The organism is Parvimonas parva (assembly GCF_045866535.1).
Classification (GTDB): Bacteria; Bacillota; Clostridia; order Tissierellales; family Peptoniphilaceae; genus Parvimonas; species Parvimonas parva.
Window position 1 is genome coordinate 389,327 of record NZ_AP038371.1, and the last position, 18,463, is coordinate 407,789.

General features: G+C 28.8%; 20 protein-coding genes and 1 pseudogene. 16 read left to right on the plus strand and 5 right to left on the minus strand.

Annotation, left to right across the window (positions count from 1 at the left end):
- Window positions 1-28: 28 nt before the first annotated feature.
- Window positions 29-667 (minus strand): annotated as a pseudogene (locus ACKTSI_RS02010) (transposase); the annotation flags it as partial.
- 217 nt (window positions 668-884) lie between these two features.
- On the opposite strand from ACKTSI_RS02010, the gene lpdA reads away from it, so the two are divergent.
- From lpdA to ACKTSI_RS02025, 3 genes are read left to right on the plus strand one after another with little or no spacing between them, the layout of a single operon-like run.
- Window positions 885-2,285 carry a dihydrolipoyl dehydrogenase gene (gene lpdA / locus ACKTSI_RS02015; protein WP_308578241.1) on the plus strand — a complete coding sequence of 467 codons (1,401 nt, stop codon included), beginning with the start codon at window positions 885-887 and terminating at the stop codon, window positions 2,283-2,285.
- A gap of 57 nt (window positions 2,286-2,342) precedes the next feature.
- A complete protein-coding gene (locus ACKTSI_RS02020; RefSeq protein WP_407862996.1) occupies window positions 2,343-4,436 on the plus strand; it encodes a Tex family protein in 2,094 nt (697 codons plus the stop codon).
- 56 nt (window positions 4,437-4,492) lie between these two features.
- Entirely contained in the window at window positions 4,493-4,804 is a 312-nt protein-coding gene (locus ACKTSI_RS02025; RefSeq protein WP_407862997.1) for a hypothetical protein, read from the plus strand.
- 215 nt (window positions 4,805-5,019) lie between these two features.
- Here the strand turns inward: ACKTSI_RS02025 and ACKTSI_RS02030 are convergent, their stop codons facing one another.
- The gene (locus ACKTSI_RS02030) at window positions 5,020-6,000 is read right to left on the minus strand and encodes a DDE-type integrase/transposase/recombinase (RefSeq protein ID WP_407862668.1); all 981 of its coding nucleotides are present in this window, start codon (window positions 5,998-6,000) and stop codon (window positions 5,020-5,022) included.
- Window positions 6,001-6,297: 297 nt separating this feature from the next.
- On the opposite strand from ACKTSI_RS02030, the gene infC reads away from it, so the two are divergent.
- From infC to ACKTSI_RS02060, 6 genes are read left to right on the plus strand one after another with little or no spacing between them, the layout of a single operon-like run.
- Window positions 6,298-6,810, plus strand: a complete 513-nt coding sequence (gene infC / locus ACKTSI_RS02035; protein ID WP_288868861.1) for a translation initiation factor IF-3 — start codon at window positions 6,298-6,300, stop codon at window positions 6,808-6,810.
- Between the two features lie 15 nt (window positions 6,811-6,825).
- The gene (gene rpmI, locus ACKTSI_RS02040; protein WP_004832272.1) at window positions 6,826-7,017 is read left to right on the plus strand and encodes a 50S ribosomal protein L35; all 192 of its coding nucleotides are present in this window, start codon (window positions 6,826-6,828) and stop codon (window positions 7,015-7,017) included.
- Between the two features lie 19 nt (window positions 7,018-7,036).
- Entirely contained in the window at window positions 7,037-7,381 is a 345-nt protein-coding gene (gene rplT, locus ACKTSI_RS02045; RefSeq protein WP_004832268.1) for a 50S ribosomal protein L20, read from the plus strand.
- Window positions 7,382-7,426: 45 nt separating this feature from the next.
- Window positions 7,427-8,776: a TrkH family potassium uptake protein gene (locus ACKTSI_RS02050; RefSeq protein WP_231723249.1), complete on the plus strand. Its 1,350-nt coding sequence runs from the start codon at window positions 7,427-7,429 to the stop codon at window positions 8,774-8,776.
- Window positions 8,777-8,784: 8 nt separating this feature from the next.
- A complete protein-coding gene (locus ACKTSI_RS02055) occupies window positions 8,785-9,426 on the plus strand; it encodes a potassium channel family protein (protein ID WP_407862998.1) in 642 nt (213 codons plus the stop codon).
- On the plus strand, window positions 9,401-10,186 hold the full coding sequence (locus ACKTSI_RS02060) for a TrmH family RNA methyltransferase (RefSeq protein ID WP_407862999.1): 786 nt from the start codon (window positions 9,401-9,403) through the stop codon (window positions 10,184-10,186). Before ACKTSI_RS02055 ends, ACKTSI_RS02060 begins: the two co-directional genes overlap by 26 nt.
- 104 nt (window positions 10,187-10,290) lie before the next feature.
- On the opposite strand, the gene ACKTSI_RS02065 is transcribed toward ACKTSI_RS02060, so the two are convergent.
- The gene (locus ACKTSI_RS02065; protein WP_231723248.1) at window positions 10,291-10,407 is read right to left on the minus strand and encodes a DUF3343 domain-containing protein; all 117 of its coding nucleotides are present in this window, start codon (window positions 10,405-10,407) and stop codon (window positions 10,291-10,293) included.
- A 388-nt stretch (window positions 10,408-10,795) separates the two neighbouring features.
- The gene (locus ACKTSI_RS02070; protein ID WP_288979597.1) at window positions 10,796-11,329 is read right to left on the minus strand and encodes a hypothetical protein; all 534 of its coding nucleotides are present in this window, start codon (window positions 11,327-11,329) and stop codon (window positions 10,796-10,798) included.
- 139 nt (window positions 11,330-11,468) lie between these two features.
- Between ACKTSI_RS02070 and ACKTSI_RS02075 the strand changes: the two genes are divergently transcribed.
- From ACKTSI_RS02075 to pepD, 4 genes are all read left to right on the plus strand, one after another.
- A complete protein-coding gene (locus tag ACKTSI_RS02075) occupies window positions 11,469-12,368 on the plus strand; it encodes a YitT family protein (protein ID WP_068472520.1) in 900 nt (299 codons plus the stop codon).
- A gap of 241 nt (window positions 12,369-12,609) precedes the next feature.
- Window positions 12,610-14,001, plus strand: coding sequence for a glycine--tRNA ligase (locus tag ACKTSI_RS02080; RefSeq protein WP_407863000.1), 1,392 nt, complete (start codon window positions 12,610-12,612; stop codon window positions 13,999-14,001).
- A 9-nt stretch (window positions 14,002-14,010) separates the two neighbouring features.
- A complete protein-coding gene (locus ACKTSI_RS02085) occupies window positions 14,011-14,274 on the plus strand; it encodes a glutaredoxin domain-containing protein (RefSeq protein ID WP_407863001.1) in 264 nt (87 codons plus the stop codon).
- Window positions 14,275-14,353: 79 nt separating this feature from the next.
- Window positions 14,354-15,769, plus strand: coding sequence for a beta-Ala-His dipeptidase (pepD, locus tag ACKTSI_RS02090; protein WP_201275250.1), 1,416 nt, complete (start codon window positions 14,354-14,356; stop codon window positions 15,767-15,769).
- Window positions 15,770-15,864: 95 nt separating this feature from the next.
- Here pepD and ACKTSI_RS02095 read toward each other — a convergent pair whose 3' ends face one another.
- The gene (locus ACKTSI_RS02095) at window positions 15,865-16,062 is read right to left on the minus strand and encodes a DUF1858 domain-containing protein (protein WP_288867955.1); all 198 of its coding nucleotides are present in this window, start codon (window positions 16,060-16,062) and stop codon (window positions 15,865-15,867) included.
- Between the two features lie 272 nt (window positions 16,063-16,334).
- Here ACKTSI_RS02095 and ACKTSI_RS02100 point away from each other — a divergent pair, with 272 nt between their 5' ends.
- The 3 genes from ACKTSI_RS02100 to ACKTSI_RS02110 are packed head-to-tail and all read left to right on the plus strand — an operon-like array spanning window position 16,335 to window position 18,380.
- Entirely contained in the window at window positions 16,335-16,919 is a 585-nt protein-coding gene (locus tag ACKTSI_RS02100; RefSeq protein WP_201275249.1) for a methyltransferase domain-containing protein, read from the plus strand.
- A gap of 39 nt (window positions 16,920-16,958) precedes the next feature.
- A complete protein-coding gene (locus ACKTSI_RS02105; protein WP_156435999.1) occupies window positions 16,959-17,099 on the plus strand; it encodes a hypothetical protein in 141 nt (46 codons plus the stop codon).
- 9 nt (window positions 17,100-17,108) lie between these two features.
- Window positions 17,109-18,380 (plus strand): MFS transporter, encoded by a 1,272-nt coding sequence (locus ACKTSI_RS02110; protein ID WP_407863002.1) that lies wholly within the window; start codon window positions 17,109-17,111, stop codon window positions 18,378-18,380.
- Window positions 18,381-18,463 lie beyond the last annotated feature (83 nt).

Consider the following 18,463-nt stretch of genomic DNA (forward strand, 5'->3'; position numbering starts at 1 on the left):
AGAAAATAATAATTCTTTACGTTTTTCAATAGGAAAAAGCCATTTTAACAAAAGTAACAGTACTATAAGAAGATTGTTCCTTAAAAGGATAAATAAACCTTTCACGAGTTGCCTCATCAATAATTGTATATTGGTAGAATTTGTCAGGATATTTACCAACATAACAAGAATTGGGAACATATTTAACATCAAGTTGCATTTTAACACCAATTTTAGTAGGAGTATGATAAGGTTTAGGAACATAGGGTTTGGAAGGTTGTTTAACATCTTAAAAAAAACCAAGTTTTCTAAGGAATCTAAAAAGGGAGCAAGGGTGTCTAGTATAACCTTTATTTAGTTTAAGTTTAGCATAAAGTTCAATCAAAGAAATATTAGGATTTCTTCTAATGAGATTTTTAATCCAATAAATTTCAGTATCGGTATTAGAATTAGGATGTTTAGATAAAGGTCTATGAGATTTATCCCTAAGGGAGTCAATAGAGCCATCAAATCTTTTATTCCAACGCATAAGGGAGGCTTTAGATATTTTATATCTTCTACAAACAAAGCTAACAGAATTACCGTTTCTGTAAGTTTTAACAGCATGGTATCTTGTTTGAAGTAAATGAGGGATATAACGTTGGTTGTGTTTTATATTTTCTTGATTTTGTAATATAATATTATTCATAAAAGAGAGTTCCTTTCTGGTTAATTTTTTTGTTGTTTTAATTATATAGGATATTCTCTTTTTTTTGTACCCTTGGTCTCACATCAATTGTATCATAACATTTTTTTGTTAAATTTATTTAAAAACTTGAAAAAAATTTGTTTTTGAGCTATAATTTTAAGTAAGTGAAAACTTAAAAAACTTAGAAATTAAAAAATTTAATTAAGGAGTGTGTTTTATGACTAAGATAGCTGTTATCGGAGCAGGCCCAGGAGGATATGAGGCTGCTATTAGAGCTGCACAAATGGGAGCAGAAGTTGTACTTATTGAGGCAGACAGACCAGGTGGTACTTGTTTAAATAGAGGTTGTATCCCTACAAAAACACTTTGGAAAAATGCTGAAATTATGGAAAACATTCACAGAAAAGCTGAATTCGGATTACTTATGGATGAATGTAAAATCGATCCATTAAGACTTAATGAAAGAAAATGTGAAGTTGTTGAAAAAATCGTAGGTGGAGTAGAATTCTTAATCGGTTCTTATCCAAATATTGAATACCTAAAAGGATTTGGTTCTTTCGTTGACCCACATACAATTCATGTTAAATTAAATGATGGTTCACAAAAAGATGTAACAGCTGATTACATAATTATTGCTACTGGTTCAAAACCAAGTGTTCCACCAATCGCTGGAACTAATTTACCAAATGTAATTACAAGTGATGAATTCTTAGATTTAAAAGAAATTCCAGAAGAACTTGTAGTTGTTGGTGGTGGAGTTATTGGTATGGAATTTGCAAGTATTTACGCTCAATTCGGTTCAAAAGTAACTGTAATTACTAATGGTGTTTTACCTGCAACAGACGGAGAAATCCAAAAGAGAATTCCAAGCATCTTTAAAAAAGCTGGAATTAAGATTATAAACAAAGTTCGTGCAAGTGAAATTGCAGAATCTAACGGTAAATTAAAAGTTGTAGCTAAGAGAGTTGATAAAGACAAAGTTGAAGAAGCTGAAGGTACAATGGTTCTTTTAGCAACAGGAAGAAAAGCTAATATCGATGGATTAGAAATCGAAAAAGCCGGTGTTGCTACTGAAAGAGGAGCTGTTCTTACTGATGAAGGATTTAAGACAAATGTTGACCATATCTATGCTATTGGAGACGTTGTTTATGGAAATGTTCAACTTGCTCATGTTGCAAGTGCTCAAGCAATCCACGTTGTTGAAAAATTAATGGGAGAACACCCAGAAATTAACTTAGGAATTGTTCCTGCTTGTACATTTACTTTACCAGAAGTTGCTCAAGTTGGTTTAACTGAAGAAGAAGTTATCGCTCAAAATATTCCTTATGTTAAGAGTAAATTTATGTTTAGTGGAAATGGTAAAGCTGTTTCATTAGGAGAGGCTGATGGATTTGTAAAAGTTATTGCAACTGAAGACTTAAAGAAAATTTTAGGTATCCATATTATAGGACCTCATGCAAATGACTTAATTCATGAAGGAACTGTTGCTATGGCAAATGATATGGGAGTTGAGTCAATTGGAAAAATGATTCACGCACACCCAACTCTATCAGAAGCATTTATGGAAGCAATTCACCAATTAGAAGGAAAATCAATCCACAGTGCACCTGCAAAATAATTATTTTGTTAGAATTTAAGGGAGCGTTAGCTCCCTTTTTTATGTAAAGAGGTAGTAATGAATATTTTTGAACAAATTGCAAAAGAATTGAGTATAAAACTTTCTCAAGTTGAGAATACTGTAAAACTTATCGATGAGGGAAATACAATTCCTTTTATCGCAAGATATAGAAAAGAAGTAACTGGAAATTTAGATGATGAAATACTTAGAAATTTAGAACAAAAGTTACAATATTTAAGAAATTTAGAACAAAGAAAAGAAGATGTTATAAGATTAATTGACGATCTTGGAGAGTTGACTGACGAATTAAAAAGTGAAATTTTAAATGCTGAAACTCTTTCAAAAGTTGAGGATATTTATCTTCCTTTCAGACCTAAGAAGAGAACTAGAGCAACTATTGCAAAGGAAAAAGGATTAAAACCACTTGCAGAGTTGATTTTAGATAGAAAACTTAATGAAAATAATTTTGAACAAAAAACTTTAGAATTTATAAATGAAGAAAAAGAAGTTTTAAATATTGAACAGGCAATGGCAGGGGCTTTAGATATTATTGCTGAAATGATTTCTGAAGATAAAGATTTTAGAGATGTTTTAAGAATTGATGCCAATAAAAATGGTGTGCTTGTTTCTGAAAAAGGAAAAGAAGAAAATAATGTTTATGATATGTACTATGAATTTTCTGAAAAGATTTCAAAACTTCCGGCACATAGAATACTTGCTATAAATAGAGGAGAAAAAGAAAAAGCCTTAAAAGTTTCTGTTAAGCTAAGTGATGAAAAAAATATTGATGATATTTTATTTTCATTATGTATGGATAAGGAAAACTTCTGTTATAAATTTTTAAAAGATGCAGTTGTTGACGGATATAATAGACTTTTATTCCCACAAATAGAAACTGAAATAAGAGCTAATCTAAAAGAAATGGCTGATACACAATCAATCGAAGTTTTTGGAAAAAACTTAAAGCCTTATATTATGCAATCTCCAATTTTAGACAGAGTTGTTTTGGGAATTGACCCGGGATATAGAACAGGTTGTAAGGTGGCAGTCATTTCAAAAACCGGTTCAGTTTTGGACCATGTAAATATCTATCCTACAAAGCCACAAGAAAAGATAAAAGAAAGTAAGGAAATTTTAGCAAAACTTATTAAAAAATATGATGTAAGTTTAATTGCTATCGGAAATGGAACTGCAAGTCGTGAAACAGAAAAAGTTGTTGTTGAACTTATAAATGAATTGAAAAAAGAAGATTTATTCTATTCAATCGTAAACGAGGCCGGAGCATCAATCTATTCTGCATCAAAACTTGGACAAGAAGAATTTCCGGACTTGGACGTAACAGTTAGAGGAGCTATCTCAATAGCCAGACGTATCCAAGACCCAATGGCTGAGCTTGTAAAGATTGAACCTAAACATATCGGTATAGGACAATATCAACACGATGTAAATCAAAAACAATTAACAGAAACACTATCTGATGTTATTGAAGATTGTGTAAATAAAGTTGGAGTTGATGTTAATACTGCATCATTCTCACTTTTATCTTACATTTCAGGAATGACTAAGACAATGGCTAAAAATTTGGTTTCTTATCGTGATGAAAATGGTGCTTTTAAAAATAGAGATGAAATTAAAAAAGTAAAAGGAATAGGGCCGAAGGCTTACACACAATCAGCAGGATTTTTAAGAATTAGAAATGGAGAAAATCCACTTGATAATACGGCGGTTCACCCTGAAAGTTATGAAATAGCAAAAAAACTTTACGGAAAAGATTTAGATAAAGTAAATGTTTCAAAACTTTCTAAAGAATTAGAAGTAGGGGAATTAACTTTGAAAGATATAATTGATGAGTTAAAAAGACCGGGACGTGATATAAGAGAGGATATGCCAAAACCGATTTTAAGGTCAGATGTACTTTCAATAGAAGATTTGGAAGTTGGAATGGAATTAAAAGGAACTGTTAGAAATGTTGTAGATTTCGGTGCGTTTATCGACATTGGAATTAAAAACGACGGACTTGTTCATATATCACAAATTTCAAATAAATTTATAAAACACCCTTCAGAAGTTTTAAAAGTTTCTGATATAGTAAAGGTAAAAATTTTAGAAATAGACCTTAAAAAACAAAAAGTAAAATTGACAATGAAGTAAGAAATGCGATTATTAGCATTTCTTTTTTCATAAAAATAATAGGACTACAAATAGTGATGTTATGTAAAATATTTATAAAAATGGTAAATTTGTTGCAATCATATAGCAATGGGCTTAGACTTTGTATAGGAGCAGTAGCTTTTATTTTATATTTAATATTTGTTTTAAAAGTTTTAGTTTTAAATTGTAAATTAAAAGAAGTTTTAGAAAATCCTTTTATTGCAATTGTACTTTTAACAAGTACAATGGCTACGATGTTGATAAGCACTTATGCAAAACCATATTCACAAAGCTTTGCAAATGTAATTTGTTTTTGTAGGATATATGAAGTTTTTATTCAAAAAAGAAAATTAAAATTTGATTTTTAAAAAATTTTATGTTAAAATAAATATGAATTTACGATTCTTGTGTAAAAGAATATTTATTTCATCATATTTACCACTTTAAATTTATCAAAATGGAAATATGTTCAAATAAATGACGTAAATTTGATTTAGAAAAATTTTTTAAATGTACATTTGTAAATGATGTGAGACCAAAAATTATAAAAAAATATAACCTGTATGTTAGAATTAAAGGAGAATTAATTCTCCTTTAATTCTAATAATTCTTTACGTTTTTCAATAGGTGAGAGCCAATTTAAAGTTTGCATAGGTAATCTATTAGATTTATAGAGATATTTTTTCATTTGTACAATCAAATCTTCATAAGAATAAAAAGATAGATTACTATAAAATCTTTCATTGTCATTTCTATGACTTCTTTCAACCTTTCCATTGTGTCTAGGCGTTCTAGGTCTGATTAATTGATGTTTAATACCCAATTCGTTACATAGTTTGTCAAAAGGATGAACTCTTTTAGTATCTTTAAAATGTGTAAATTCAAAGCCATTATCGGTTTGAATAATTTCAGGAATATAACCAAAGTATTTAATAGCCATTTTAACAAAAGTAACAGTACTATAAGAAGATTGTTCCTTAAAAGGATAAATAAACCTTTCGCGAGTAGCTTCGTCAATAATCGTATATTGGTAGAATTTATCGGGATATTTACCAACATAACAAGAATTAGGAACATATTTAACATCAAGTTGCATTTTAACACCAATTTTAGTAGGAGTATGATAAGGTTTAGGAACATAGGGTTTGGAAGGCTGTTTAACGTCTTTAAAAAATCCAAGTTTTCTAAGAAACCTAAAAAGAGAGCAAGGGTGTCTAGTATAACCTTTATTTAGTTTAAGTTTAGCGTAAAGTTCAATCAAAGAAATATTAGGATTTCTTCTAATGAGATTTTTAATCCAATAAATTTCAGTATCGGTATGAGAATTAGGGTGTTTAGATAAAGGTCTATGAGATTTATCCTTAAGGGATTCAATAGAGCCATCAAATCTTTTATTCCAACGCATAAGAGAGGCTTTGGATATTTTATATCTTCTACAAACAAAGCTAACAGAATTGCCGTTTCTGTAAGTTTTAACAGCGTGGTATCTTGTTTGAAGTAAATGAGGGATATAACGTTGGTTGTGTTTTATATTTTCTTGATTTTGTGATATAATATTATTCATAAAAGAGAGTTCCTTTCTAGTTAATTTTTTTGTTTTAATAATTATACAGGATATTCTCTTTTTTTTGTACCCTTGGTCTCACATCAATTGTATCATAACATGATGATTTAGAAAAATTTTTTAAATTGCTTGACTATTTTATTCATTTATGGTAAAATATTTGAGTAATATGATGAATGAAGTAGAGTGCTCGCTCTCACCTTGTTACTTTTTAGTTTCAGGTATATTTTAATAATTTTGATTTTGTAATTATTATGGCGAGTTTTTTACTCGCCATTTTTTTATCGTGGAGGTGTTATTATAAAAGAGCTTTTAATTAATGAAGAGATTAGAGCAAAAGACGTTAGGTTAATTGACGCAGAAGGTAATCAAATTGGAGTTGTTTCAATTTCAAGGGCATTGGATATGGCAAGTGAGAAGAAATTAGACCTTGTAAATATTTCTCCAAATTCTAATCCGCCGGTTTGCAAAATTTTAGATTATGGAAAATATAAATATGATTCTTTGAAAAAAGAAAAAGAGTCTAAGAAAAAACAAAAAGTTATAAATGTAAAGGAAATTAGACTTACTCCAAGTATTGATAAGCATGATATAGAAGTTAAGGCTAAACATGCCAATAACTTTTTAAAAGCTGGAGATAAGGTTAAGGTTTCTGTAAGATTTAGAGGTAGGGAACTTGGACATACTGAAATAGGTAAGGTTGTTTTAGATAAATTTAAAGAACTTACTGTGGAATTTGGAAATGTAGAAAAAGATTCCGTAATGGAAGGTAGAAATATGACAATGTTTTTATCACCAAAACAAGATTAATAGGAGGTTTTAGATATGGCTAAAATGAAAACACATAGAGCATCAGCTAAGAGATTTAAAAGAACTGGTACTGGTAAGATTAAAAGATTTAAGGCTTATAAGAGCCACTTAACAAGTAAAAAATCACCAAAGAGAATTAGAAACTTAAGAAAATCAACAGTTATTAGCAGTGGAGATCAAAAAAGAATCAATCATATGATTCCGTAGGTTATGGAGGTAAAGAATAATGGCAAGAATAAAACGTAGTTTAAATGCAAGAAAAAAACATAGAAAAGTATTAAAACAAGCTAAAGGATATTATGGTGCAAAGTCTAAATTATTCAAAGTTGCTAATCAAGCAATTATGAAATCTATGACTTACGCATTTATAGGAAGAAAGAGAAAGAAGAGAGATTTCAGAAGTTTATGGATTGCAAGAATCAATGCTGGAACAAGACAATATGGTTTAAGTTATAGCAAATTTATGTATGGACTAAAGAAAAACAACATAAATATGAATAGAAAAATGCTTTCTGAAATGGCTATAAATGATCCTGAAGGATTCAAAAAATTAGTTGAATTAGTAAGATAGAGAGATGTCCCTCATAAATAGAGGGACTTTTTTTTGGAGGTTCTTTTGAGAAATTTTATAAAACAATTAAAAGATAAACTTGAAACGAATCCACCGGCAGTTTTGACTATGGGATTTTTTCTAATTATAACTGTTGGATCAATTCTTTTGTTTTTACCTTTTTCATCTAAAAACCTAAATTTTACAAATTTTTTAGATTGTGTATTTATATCGACTTCATCTGTTTGTGTAACGGGACTTTCGACTATAAATATAACTAACGAGTTTAATTACTTTGGTAAGACCGTAATAATGCTCTTAATTCAAGCAGGCGGATTAGGTTTTATGACAATGGCTACCATGGTTGCTATGATTTTGGGCGAAAAGATAACTTTAAAAGATAGACTTGTTATTCAAGAACAAATGGGATCTACAAAACTTAGTGGAATGGTTAAGCTGATAAGATATGTAATTTTTTCTACTTTATTAATAGAAGGAGTAGGCGCTTTTCTTATGTCATTTGTTTTTATTCCAAAGTTTGGCATTAAAGGAATTTTCTATTCTGTTTTTCATGCGATTTCAGCATTTTGTAATGCAGGATTTGATATTTTGGGAGAAAACAGTCTTGAAATGTTTAATGCAACACCGTATATGTTATTTGTTGTATCAGCTTTGATAATTTTAGGTGGACTTGGATTTAATGTTTATATAGATATAAATAATTCTAAGTTTAAATTTAATAAATATTCTTTGCATACTAAAATTGTTTTGGTTATGACTTTAGGATTGGTTATCCTTGGAACATTTATGTTTTTTGTTTTAGAATATTCTAATGTAAATACTTTAAAAAATTTAAACTTTTTTGATAAAATATCAAATGCATTCTTTCAATCGGTAACGACTAGAACGGCAGGATTTTATTCTATAAATCAAACTTATTTTACTGAATCTTCAACGATTTTTACGATATTTTTGATGTTTATAGGAGGTTCTCCTGCAAGTACAGCCGGTGGTATTAAGACTACTACGATATTTTTATTGATTGTAACAACTATTTCCTTTATTAAAAATAATGATGAAATAGAAGTTTTTAAAAGAAGAATTTCTTTTTCTTTAGTTAAAAGGGCGATAGGGATTTTTGTTATATCTCTTTTATTGGTTGGAACAGTGGTATTTACTTTGACTTTGATTGAAGATGTTGATTTTATAAATCTACTTTTTGAAACTGTTTCAGCTTTTGCAACGGTTGGGTTAAGTAAAGATTTAACACCACACTTGAAAGATATTACAAAAGTATTTATAATTATATTAATGTTTATTGGAAGAGTTGGACCACTTACAATTATTTTTTCTTTTTATAATAAGGTTAATAAAAAGAAATTTAAGTATTCAAACGGAAATGTTATTGTTGGATAGGAGATAATATGAAACAAATTGTTGTTATAGGTTGTGGAAGATTTGGAACAAATTTAGCCATTACCTTAGAAAAACTTGGAAATGAAGTAATGGTTATAGATAAAGATGAAGAGGTTATTAACTCTATTGCAAATAAAGTTACTCATAGTATCATTTGCGACGTTAGAGTTGAGGGAAGTTTAAAGGAACTAGGACTTTCAAATTTTGATATTTGTGTTGTTGCGATAGGTTCTGATTACAAAACTTCTATTATTGCAACTGTTGAGGCTAAGGAGCTTGGTATTCCAAAAATTATTGCAAAGGCTACAGATAGTGTTCAAGCTATGGTGCTTAGTAAAATAGGAGCGGATAGAGTCATTATTCCGGAAAGAGATATGGGAATTAGAGTTGCAAATAATATAAGTAATTCAAATATTTTGGACTCTATAAATTTGTCAGATGAATATTCTCTTGTTGAAATTGCACCTATTGAAGATTGGATTGGCAAATCTATCAAAGAATCTGAAATTAGACAAAAGTATCATATCAATATAGTTGCAGTTAAAACACAAAAAGGCTTGGAAATAAATATTAGTGCTGATTATGTTATAAAAGATAGCGATATTTTACTTGTTGCTGGTAGAAATGATAGAATTAGTAAATTGGTATAATATGGAATTTAAAACAATAGATAGCAAAGAAAATAAAAAATATAAACTTTTTAAAAGTTTATCTTTAAAGAAAAATAGGGATAAGTATAAATTGTTTTTACTTGATGGAAAAAAACTTTTGATTGAGGTATTAAGTGAGAATCTTAATGTTGAAAATATAATTTGTACAAAAGAATTTTTAAAAAATTTTAGTTTTCCGGAAACTGTTTTGGATAAAGTTATTGTTTTATCTGAAAAATTATTTCAATCCCTAACAGAAATGCAACATTCTGAAGGTGTTATAACAATTGTAAATTATTTAGAAGAAAGAAAAATTTCATCTAAAAATATAATTTGTCTTGAAAATGTTAGTGACCCCGGAAATTTTGGGACTATAATTAGAACGGCTAATGCTTTTGGAATAAAGGATATACTTACTATAAATTGTGTAGATAAGTATAATTCAAAAGTTTTAAGAGCAACAATGGGGGCTATGTTTAGAACAAATATTGTAAGCTGTGATATTGAAAAAATAAAAGAGTTGCAAAAATTAGGGTACAGATTAATTTCTACAACTTTAAGTGAAAATTCAAAATTTTTAGAAGAATTTAGTTTTGATGAAAAAAATATTGTTGTTATGGGAAATGAGGCAAATGGAGTTTCAAAAGAAATGCTTGAAATTTCAAATGAACATTTGAAAATAGATATGGATAATTCAATGGAATCTTTAAATGTTTCAATCGCAACGGCAATCATAATGTATAAGATATTTAAAAGGTAGTGTCTATGACACTACCTTTATTGTGAAACAGAATCTCATTCTATTTTGATTTATATCTCTTTCTTTTTCGAAAAATTTTAATATTTCTAAATGATGCTCTTCAATCATTTTTTTATCAAATCATTATATGAATTATCATAATATAAAATGCTTATGCTACAACAATGGTCAGCCGTCTTTGGAGTAGGGGCTAATGTGCATTTTATACCATTTTCTTTCATTAATTTGTAAAGTTCTTGACCATTTTGAGTATCTTTAAAAAATATATAATAATCTATTTTTTAGTGTATAGGCCATATCGATAAAAACAACTAATTTTCAACGTTTTTATAATAAAAATAAAAGGGGTAAAATTTGGTAAATGTTGGAGAGCATCAGAAGAGGACTTCAAAGAATTTTGTAAAAATGGAATAGATGAAGAATAAAAAAAGCACTATAACGGTGCTTTTTCTACATATAAAAATCTTTTTTTCTGCTGTGGTACTTGACTACGAACTGACTACGGATATAGTCATATATCGTAAACCTACAAAATATTTAAAATTAAAAAAAGTGTAATTTTTAACGTTTATAATTTAAAAGCCTACAAATAATATAATAAAAATATTATTATTTTAAAACTTCTTTTAACTTTGTAAGAATATATTCGTCGATAGGTTGTCCTTCGATGAATGCATTTTCTCCATCTGGTAATATAATTCTAAAGAAGTTGATGATTAAATTTCCATCAACGATATAATAATCATCTAAATGTAAAGGAGCTATATATACCTTTAAAACTTCTTTATCATTGTTTGGAAATTCTTTGTTTAGTTCATCAATAAGGTGGTTTACATTCAAAACTTTAATAGGTTTTGCCATAAGTTTTGGAAGTTCAAGGTCTTCCATCATCCACATATTGTTGTTCCAAAATCTTTTTTCTTCTTTACTTGCTCCAGAAAGCAATTCTCTGTTTTGAATAGCAGAAAGAACTTTTCTTACTGATTCTTCATCGAAATCTTTAGTCATTATAGCTTTTAATGGATATTGTTTTGCTACATCAACAAAAAAACTTTCAGCAACTTTTTCTTTTTCTGCTAAAGCTGTCCATAAATATAACATAGATTCGATAGTTTCTAAGTTTAATTCGATTTGTTTAATCATATAAGCCTCCAATATATAATTTTTATTTATTATAATTGTAAACTTTTTTTATGAAAAAATCAATACTACTAGACTTTTATTGTTGTAAATTTTAAAAACTTTTGTTATAATTGTATTGTTTGTTATAGGAGGGTGAATTATGAATTCGGATACATTAAAAAAAATTATAATTACAACATTGGGGTCTGTTTTAGTATCAGCTGGAGTTTATTTCTTTATGGTTCCATATAATTTAACGATTGGTGGAACAGCAGGGCTTTCAATAGCATTGTCTAAATTTATACCTGGAGTGCCGGTTGGGGTATTCCAGCTTAGTATAAATGTAATTTTATTTATTTTAGCATTTTTACTTATAGGAGCAGAATTTGGTGGACTTAGTATTTATTCAACAATTGTGGTGTCAATAGCACTTATTTCTTTTGAAAAAATATTTCCAAATATTAAACCATTAGTGGATACACCTTTTATGAGTATGGTTATAGGAGTTGGAGTTACAGCAATCGGTATAGCAATGACATTGAATCAAAATGCATCAACAGGAGGAACGGATATTGTCGGTAAGATTTTGAATAAGTATATACATGTTGACTTAAGTGTCGGCGTTTTTATTGCAGACTTTTCTGTTGTGATTATGGGATATTTTGCTTATGGAATTAATGCCGCTATGTATGCTATTGTTGGAATAATGTTTAATGCCGTTGTTATTGACAAAGTGCTTACAGGTTATAAAACAAGGATTAAAGTATATATTAATTCACAAAAATGGGAAGGAATTAACGATTATATTTTAAATGAAATAGTTAGAGGTAGTACGCTTTATGAAGTAAAGGGTGGATTTAATAAAAGTAAAAGAGTTATGATTGAAACAATTCTTACAAGACCGGAATACATAAAACTAATGACATTTATAAGAGAGTTTGATAGCAATGCGTTTGTAAATGTTGCAACAGTTAGTGAAGTTTCCGGAGAAGGTTTCAGTTACTTAACAGAAGATAATCTAAGAGTATTAAAAGAAAAAAATAAAGTTAGAAAAATGTAATTGATTTTAAATTATAAATATGTTAAAATTAACTCGTTAATAGTTACGTTGAATGATAAAAAATAATATGAAATTTTTAGAGAGTAATTGTTTGGTGTGAAATTATATTTTTGTATTATGGGGAAATCAGGAGTAAATAGTTTTAAGAAGAGATGTCTTTTAGGCATAATTAGGGTGGAACCACGGTCATATCGTCCCTTGCGATATGGCCTTTTTATGTGTAAAATTTTAGGAGGATATTATGAAATCAGAAAAAAGTATGGAAAAAGTAGTTTCTTTATGTAAAAGTAGGGGAATAATTTATCCGGGTTCAGAAATTTATGGTGGACTTGCAAACACTTGGGATTATGGTCCTTTGGGTGTTGAATTTAAAAATAATGTTAAAAAGGCTTGGTGGAAAAAATTTGTTCAACAATCAAAATATAATGTTGGACTTGATAGTGCGATTTTGATGAATCCGGAAGTTTGGGTTGCATCAGGTCATGTTGGTAGTTTTAGTGACCCTTTGATCGACTGTAAGGACTGTAAATCACGTTTTAGAGCTGATAAACTTATAGAAGATTTTTATTTTGAAAATAATCTTGGTGATATAAATGTTGATGGTTGGGAAAGTGAAAAAGTTGAAGAATTAATGGAAGAAAAAAATATTTGCTGTCCAAGTTGTGGAAAGAAAAATTTTACAAATATAAGAAGATTCAACCTTATGTTCAAAACTTTTCAAGGTGTAACTGAAGATAGTAAAGCTGAAATTTATTTAAGACCTGAAACTGCTCAAGGCATTTTTGTAAACTTTAAAAATATTGCCAGAACTTCAAGAAAGAAAGTTCCTTTTGGAATTGCTCAAGTTGGAAAATCTTTTAGAAATGAAATTACTCCGGGTAATTTTACTTTTAGAACTCGTGAATTTGAACAAATGGAATTGGAATTTTTCTGTAAACCGGGAGAAGATTTAGAATGGTATGACTATTGGAAAAATTATTCTTTCAATTTCTTATTATCTTTAGGAATGAACGAAGAAACTTTAAGACTTAGAGACCATGAACAAGAAGAATTAAGTTTTTACAGTAAGGCCACTTGTGATATAGAATTTTTATTCCCATTCGGTTGGGGAGAACTTTGGGGAATTGCTGACAGAACTGATTATGACTTATCAAGACATATTGAAGTTTCCGGAGAAGATTTAAGATATATCGATCCTGTTACAAATGAAAAATATGTTCCATATTGTATTGAGCCATCATTAGGTGCAGATAGAGTTGCGTTAGCTTTCTTGTGTAATGCTTATGATGAAGAAGAAATTGGAGATGGAGACATAAGAACTGTTTTAAGATTGCACCCGGCTTTAGCTCCATTTAAAGCAGCGATTTTACCATTAACTAAAAAATTATCAGAAAAATCTGATGAAATTTATGATGAACTTTCAAAATATTTTATGATAGATACAGACGTTTCAGGAAGTATTGGAAAGAGATATAGAAGACAAGACGAAATTGGAACTCCATTTTGTATAACTGTTGACTTTGATACTTTGGAAGATGATTGTGTAACGGTTAGATTTAGAGATACTATGGAACAAGAGAGAATAAAAATTTCTGAATTAAAAGATTTCATAGAAAAATCTTTAGAATTTTAAGGAGAAATTATGATTAATAAAAAAGTTGTTTTTGGGTCAAGTATGTGTCCTGATTGCATTGTTATGAAAAACGAATTGGATAAAAGAGGGATAAAATATTTATATCTTGACATTAATGAAAATTTAGCAAATTTAAAGAAATTTTTAATTTTTAGAGAAAATTCTGCTTTTGATTTTGCAAAGAAAAACGGTTCAATCGGTATTCCTGCTATGATAATTAATGACGGAGAAAAAATTATTTTTAGTATAGAAGAGTTCGATAAACTTTTTTAGTTCATATTTATGTCTTGCAAAAGCATATCAAAAAAGTATATAATATATTTGTTATATATTAAATTTTATGGAGGTAAATATGTTAGAAAATTTAAAACCTGAAAGAGTTTTTCATTATTTTGAAGAACTAACTAAGATTCCAAGAGAGTCTGGAAATGAACAAGCTGTAAGTGATTATTTATACAGCGTTGGAAAATCATTTGGATATGAAACAATCCAAGATGAAAGTAATAACATTGTTATAAGAAAACCTGCTCATAAAGATTATATTGACCATGAACCTGTTGTAATTCAAGGACATATGGATATGGTTGCTGAAAAAGCTGACGGAGTTTGCCACGACTTTTTAAAAGACCCGATTCCTGTTATTGTAGATGGAGAATGGGTTAAGACTAAAGGCACAACTTTAGGTGCGGATGATGGAATTGCTGTTGCTATGGGTCTTGCTATTTTAGAAGATAAAGATGCAAAACACCCGGCATTAGAGCTTTTAGTAACTACTGATGAGGAAAGAACAATGGCAGGAGCAAGAGCTGTTAAAAAAGAATTATTAAACGGAAGAAAACTTTTAAATATTGATGCTGAAGAAGAAGGTATTTTACTTTCAGGTTGTTCAGGTGGACATAATGTTATGGGTACTTTAAAAGTTAAATTCGAAGAAAATGATAAGAAAAATACTTTTGTTTTATCTGTAAATAATATGCTTGGTGGACATTCAGGAATGGAAATTCATCAACAAAGAGGAAATTCTTTGAAATTTACTCTTAGAGCTTTGGATATGGTAAGAGAAATCGCTGATTACAGATTGGTTAGTCTTGAAGGTGGAACAAAACACAATGCAATTCCTAGAGATGCTAAGGTTGTTTTCACAAGTGATGCAGAAGAATTTAATATTGATTTTTCTAAATTGATTAGCGAATATCCACTTGATAAGGATATGAGAGTTAGTATAGAAAAAATAGAAAATGAAAAAGAAGTTTTATGCAAAGGCTGTCAAGAAAAGTTGGAAAATGTAATTAGAAATATTCCTCATGGAGTTTACTCAATGATGGAAGAATATCCATCAATCGTTGAATGCTCAGATAATTTTGCGATGATTAAATTTGACGGAGATATTATTAGATTTACACTTTCACTTAGAAGTTCAAATCCTAAAACTTTTGAAGAATATACAAATATCGTAAAAAAAGTTTATGAAGAAAATTCTGTTGAATATACTTTAGAAGATTACTATAAACCTTGGGAATTTGCAAAAGTTTCAAAATTAAGAGATACTGCATTAGAAGTTTATAAAAATTTAACTGGAAAAGAAATGAAGGTTGAAGTTGTTCATGCAGCTTTAGAACCTGCAGTTTTCGTTGATACATTCCCTGATATGGAAATGATATCAATAGGACCTACAATGAAAGACGTTCACAGTCCGGTTGAAAGATTAAATATTCCTTCAACACAAAGAACTTTTGAATTTGTAAAAACTTTATTAGAAAATCTTTAATATTTATAAAAAAATCACGAGCTACTAGCTCGTGATTTTTGTTTAAATATGTACTACTCACCGAACACTTTTGTGTTGGGTGAGGGATTCGTTCTTTAGATTGAAGAATTTTCATTTAAGACATCAAGAAGTAAGTCTAAGTTTAGTCCATGAACCATAGTAGCTTCTTCAAGAGTCTCCATTTGGCTTGCAGGACAGCCAACGCAAGAAAGTCCAAAATTAAATAAAATTTCTACTGCGTCCGGATGGATTTGAATAATGTCTCCGATTAACATATCTTTTGTTATTTTCATAACACACCTCCTAAATATCCTAATAATATAATTTTGATTCAAGATAATTTACTTTAATTAAATTATGTGAATTATAATTATCTTATACCCATATAATACATTGAATTTCAAAAAAAATCAAGATATATTTGTCGTTAAAACTTAAATTTATTTATCAATTTGGGTATATTGTATTATGTAAAAATTAAAAAATATTTATATTACAAAAATTTTTTTAATTGGACTAATTTATTAAATTGTGATAGAATAATGAGGTTGAAAGGAGGATTATTATGAAGTGTTGTGATAATAAGAAAGTTATAGATGAGTTGTATAAAAACATTGCTATAAATGATAGATTAAGAGAAAGTGAAGATAGCAAAGAGATTGAAACAAAGATTGCTTTAAGTTTAGGTTACACTTTGGAAGATTTAGAAAGTGGAGCAAATCTTGGGCTTGGTTGTGGAAATCCGATTCAAAATGCAAATTTAAAAGAGGGAGAAACTGTTTTAGATTTAGGTTGTGGTAAGGGAATGGACGTTTTTAAGGCTTGTAAAATTGTTGGAGAAACAGGTCTTGTTATCGGTGTTGATAGACTTCCTGAAATGGTTGAAAAGGCAAATTACATAAGAGAAAAGAAAAAACTTTTTAATACGGATTTCAGGGTTTCAGATATTGATAATCTTAAAGTTGAAGACAATACGGTTGACTGTGTAATTTCAAATTGTGTTATAAATCTTTGTGAAGATAAGGAAAAGGTCTATTCTGAAATTTTTAGAGTTTTAAAACCGGGTGGAAGAATTTCAATTTCAGATATTGTTCAATTCAATGAACTTCCTACTTGGGTTAAAGATGAACCTATTTTTCATGCAACTTGAGTTGCCGGTTCAATAACTTCAGTGAAGTTAAAGGGTATTTTGAAAAAAGTAGGTTTTGAACTTTACACAATAATTGAGGAAGAATTGACTGAAGAATATCTTGCAAAATGGGGACATAAATTAAATTTAAGAGAACATATAAGACGTGGTAAAATTTTAGCATTTAAACCAGAAAATTAAGGAGAAAAAATGTATAAACTTTATTCATCAATTTTTATGATTATTTTAACTTTTGCAATTATATTTTTTATTTCAAAGAAGTATGATTTAGATAGAAATCAAAAAATAATCTTTTGGTTATTTGTACTTTTTTGGAGTGGAATAACTGTTGTTAGAGCATATAGAAAACTTTATGCAATAAGTCCTATGGAAGAGGGAGGACTTGGTTTTTCAATTATTATGGCTACACAGATAACTTCTGCTTATGGGCTTATCAGTTGCTTTATAAGGCTACCGATTTTTATACTTAGTGATATTTTTAATAGGAAAAAAATATTTATACAAATTGCACTTTTTGTTTTAACATTGGCATCATTTATTGTGGTTTTAAAACCAAGTTACAATACTTTATATTTCTCATCAGTAGCTATGGGTATATGTGCGTCAATGCTTGCGGTGTTCAATGTATTGTTTTCAGAGACTTTTTCTAAAGAAAAAGCTGCGATTTCGGCATCTATATTATCAATAGCACCACTTTTAGCAGAATTTATAGCAGCACCTATTCAATATTTGTCAACTTATGGCTCATATAAAAATTTTAAATTGCTTTGGACACTTTCTGCAATTATTTCTGTTATAGCTTTTGTTTTGACTTTTTTTGTTAAAGACGTTTCTTATTCGGCGAAGAGATTTAGTTTTGCAAAGGTTAAAAAAGTTTTTGAATTTAAAGGATATTTATATATTTGTTTAATTGCAATTTTAGTTTCATTTATAAAATTTTCAACTTCAGGGGCAAATATGATTGCCTATGCAAAAGTTAATCTTAATATGCCACCACTTTTTTTGGCCTATATTGACGTCTTGTTTGCTTTTCCACAACTTGTTGCAAGTGTACTTGCAGGAACTTATTTTGCTAAAAAATTTGGAATTGAAAAGACTTTAGTTTTAGGTTTGGGTTCGAATTTAGTTTTTTATATAATAATTTTATTAACTAGAAGTTATTTACCTGCATTTTTAGGATATATGTTTAACGGTTTTGGATATGGAATTGCATATACTTGTTTGATTTCAATGGCTATGCAATATTTTGAAAAAGAGGATAGAAATGTTAGTATGGGAATATTCCAATTATTTTTCGCTATGGGAGTTTACTTTGGAGATAGAGTGTATCTTTGGATTTCAAAGCTAATACCGAATGGAATACTTGGCTTTGAACAAAATAAATCAATTTACTTAATAGTGGTTGGAATAACTTTGATAAGTATATTAATGGCACAATTTAAAATAAAAGAAAATGCTTAAAGGACAGTGTGTTTTTAAATACACTGTTTTTTCTTTTAATTAATGATTTTTTTTTTCTTTTATGATATAATAAGAGCAACTTT

Bases quoted from the DNA above. Each gene is read 5' to 3' on its own strand.
- ACKTSI_RS02110 (WP_407863002.1), top strand. From the start codon at position 17,109: ATGTATAAACTTTATTCATCAATTTTTATGATTATTTTAACTTTTGCA.
- ACKTSI_RS02030 (WP_407862668.1), bottom strand. From the start codon at position 6,000: ATGAATAATATTATATCACAAAATCAAGAAAATATAAAACACAACCAA.
- ACKTSI_RS02065 (WP_231723248.1), bottom strand. From the start codon at position 10,407: ATGAAAGAAAATGGTATAAAATGCACATTAGCCCCTACTCCAAAGACG.
- rplT (WP_004832268.1), top strand. From the start codon at position 7,037: ATGGCAAGAATAAAACGTAGTTTAAATGCAAGAAAAAAACATAGAAAA.
- ACKTSI_RS02075 (WP_068472520.1), top strand. From the start codon at position 11,469: ATGAATTCGGATACATTAAAAAAAATTATAATTACAACATTGGGGTCT.
- ACKTSI_RS02020 (WP_407862996.1), top strand. From the start codon at position 2,343: ATGAATATTTTTGAACAAATTGCAAAAGAATTGAGTATAAAACTTTCT.
- ACKTSI_RS02100 (WP_201275249.1), top strand. From the start codon at position 16,335: ATGAAGTGTTGTGATAATAAGAAAGTTATAGATGAGTTGTATAAAAAC.
- ACKTSI_RS02025 (WP_407862997.1), top strand. From the start codon at position 4,493: ATGTTATGTAAAATATTTATAAAAATGGTAAATTTGTTGCAATCATAT.
- ACKTSI_RS02080 (WP_407863000.1), top strand. From the start codon at position 12,610: ATGAAATCAGAAAAAAGTATGGAAAAAGTAGTTTCTTTATGTAAAAGT.
- ACKTSI_RS02095 (WP_288867955.1), bottom strand. From the start codon at position 16,062: ATGAAAATAACAAAAGATATGTTAATCGGAGACATTATTCAAATCCAT.
- ACKTSI_RS02070 (WP_288979597.1), bottom strand. From the start codon at position 11,329: ATGATTAAACAAATCGAATTAAACTTAGAAACTATCGAATCTATGTTA.
- ACKTSI_RS02060 (WP_407862999.1), top strand. From the start codon at position 9,401: ATGATAGAATTAGTAAATTGGTATAATATGGAATTTAAAACAATAGAT.
- rpmI (WP_004832272.1), top strand. From the start codon at position 6,826: ATGGCTAAAATGAAAACACATAGAGCATCAGCTAAGAGATTTAAAAGA.
- ACKTSI_RS02085 (WP_407863001.1), top strand. From the start codon at position 14,011: ATGATTAATAAAAAAGTTGTTTTTGGGTCAAGTATGTGTCCTGATTGC.
- pepD (WP_201275250.1), top strand. From the start codon at position 14,354: ATGTTAGAAAATTTAAAACCTGAAAGAGTTTTTCATTATTTTGAAGAA.
- lpdA (WP_308578241.1), top strand. From the start codon at position 885: ATGACTAAGATAGCTGTTATCGGAGCAGGCCCAGGAGGATATGAGGCT.
- ACKTSI_RS02055 (WP_407862998.1), top strand. From the start codon at position 8,785: ATGAAACAAATTGTTGTTATAGGTTGTGGAAGATTTGGAACAAATTTA.